General features: G+C 72.7%; 3 protein-coding genes. All 3 read left to right on the top strand.

What is annotated here, in order from left to right; genetic code table 11:
* Positions 1-219 precede the first annotated feature (219 nt).
* The 3 genes from ACYVPE_RS39695 to ACYVPE_RS39685 are packed head-to-tail and all read left to right on the top strand — an operon-like array spanning position 220 to position 2,072.
* On the top strand, positions 220-543 hold the full coding sequence (locus ACYVPE_RS39695) for a TadE/TadG family type IV pilus assembly protein (RefSeq protein ID WP_461038710.1): 324 nt from the start codon (positions 220-222) through the stop codon (positions 541-543).
* An 18-nt stretch (positions 544-561) separates the two neighbouring features.
* Positions 562-1,902, top strand: coding sequence for a CpaF family protein (locus ACYVPE_RS39690; RefSeq protein ID WP_461038709.1), 1,341 nt, complete (start codon positions 562-564; stop codon positions 1,900-1,902).
* Entirely contained in the window at positions 1,902-2,072 is a 171-nt protein-coding gene (locus ACYVPE_RS39685; protein ID WP_461038708.1) for a hypothetical protein, read from the top strand. The genes ACYVPE_RS39690 and ACYVPE_RS39685 overlap by 1 nt, the downstream gene beginning before the upstream one ends.
* Positions 2,073-2,099: the final 27 nt, after the last annotated feature.

The raw sequence follows: 2,099 nt of genomic DNA, 5'->3' as shown, positions 1-2,099 counted from the left end.
GTGCGGCACGGCCGCGTGCGGCCACCCCGCACCGCTGCCCGTGGCTCCGGGCCGCAGGCCCGTCCACCGGCAGAGCCGGCCGGCGCGGCCAGTCGCTTCCCCGCCGAGGGGGCCCGGGCCGCAGGCCCGGTCACCACCGTGACTGCCGGGCCCCCGGGGCCCGGCCCGCGACGGGCGCGTCGTCGGCCGGGTGGTGGGGGTGACGCCGGCGTCACGGCCGTGGAGTTCGTCGGGTGGGTGCCGCTGTTGATCATCGTCGCGTTGGCCGCCCTCCAGCTCGGCGTCGCCGGGTACGCCGCCCTGCAGGCGGGCTCCGCGGCCCGGGCGGCCGCGCGGACGGCGGCGCAGGAGGAGATCGCCGACCGGGCCGAGAGCAACGGGCGGGCCGCGATGAGCGGGTTCTTCGCCGAACGGACCACCTTCGCCATAAGCCACTGCGGCGACGAGGCCACCGCCACGGCCAGCGTCTCCGTCCCCTCCGTCATCCCGTTCCTCCAGAACCTCGGCGAGGCCAGCCGAACCGTCACCATGCCCTGCGACTGAGAGAGCGAGCACCGTGCGATGGGCCTGAAATCCCGTATCACCGCGACCGAGGAGCCGGCCGACGCCGGTCCGGGTGACGGGCGTCTCGTCGCGACCTACCGGGCCAAGCTCCTGGAGGAGATCGACCTCGCCGAGATGTCGTCCCTCGCCATGACCGAGCGCCGCGACCGCCTCGAGCGCGTGCTCGGCCACATCCTCAGCCGCGAGGGCCCGGTCCTCTCCACCCAGCAGCGGGCCCTCCTGATCCGCCGCGTCGTGGACGAGGCCCTCGGCCTCGGCATCCTCGAACCGCTCCTCGAGGACGCCTCCATCACCGAGATCATGGTCAACGGCCCCGACCACATCTACGTCGAACGCTCGGGCCGCGTCGAGCGGTTGCCGATCCGCTTCGCCTCCGACGAGCAGCTGATGCAGACCATCGAGCGCATCGTCTCCACCGTCAACCGCCGCGTGGACGAGTCCAATCCGATGGTCGACGCCCGCCTCCCCACCGGCGAGCGCGTCAACGTGATCATCCCGCCGCTCTCGCTCTCCGGCGCCACGCTCACCATCCGCCGCTTCCCGCGCGCCTACACCCTCCCCGAGCTCATCGGCTTCGGCACCGTCGACGAGCACCTGGTGCTGCTCCTCTCCGCCCTGGTCCGCGCCAAGTTCAACGTGATCGTCTCCGGCGGCACCGGATCCGGGAAGACCACCCTGCTCAACGCTCTCAGCGGCCTGATCCCGGACGGCGAGCGCATCGTCACCGTCGAGGACGCGGCCGAGCTCCAGCTCCAGCAGAACCACGTGATCCGCCTGGAGTCCCGGCCGCCCAACATCGAGGGCAAGGGCGAGGTCACCATCCGCGACCTGGTGCGCAACTCCCTCCGCATGCGCCCCGACCGCATCATCGTCGGCGAGGTCCGCGGCGGCGAGACCCTCGACATGCTCCAGGCCATGTCGACGGGACATGACGGCTCGCTCGCCACCGTGCACGCCAACAACGCGGAGGACGCGCTGATGCGGCTCCAGACCCTGGCGTCCATGTCCGAACTCCGCGTGCCCTTCGAGGCGTTGCGCGACCAGATCAACAGCGCCGTCGACGTCCTCGTGCAGCTCGTGCGGCATCCGGACGGCTCGCGCCGGATCGCCGAGGTCGCGTTCCTCGCCTCGCACGGCCGGGAGGCCTTCAGGATCGCGCCAATCGCCGAGTTCCGCGCCGAGCCGATGACCCCGGACGGCCGGGTGCACGGCAGGTTCCGCCACCACCCCGTGCCGCGGGCCGTCGCCGACCGGCTCTACCTGGCCGGCGAGCAGATCCCGCAGGCGTTCGGCGTCCACCTCGACGACACCCACCTCGCCACCCGGGAGGCGTACTGATGGAGAGCGGCCTCTCGACACTGACCGTCGGGCTCGTGCTGCTGGCGCTGCTGTGCGCCGTCGCCGGGCTGCACGCCTACGTCTCGGGTCGCGCCCAGGCCCGCACCCTCGTCGACCGGCTCGCCGCGCCCTCGGTGGTGATGGTCGCGGTGCCGCGGACCTCGGCATAGGTGTACGGCGCGTTCGGCGGGTTGATC

The sequence above is a fragment of the Streptomyces mayteni genome (assembly GCF_054783955.1).
This window is presented reverse-complemented; position numbering and strand designations above follow the sequence as displayed.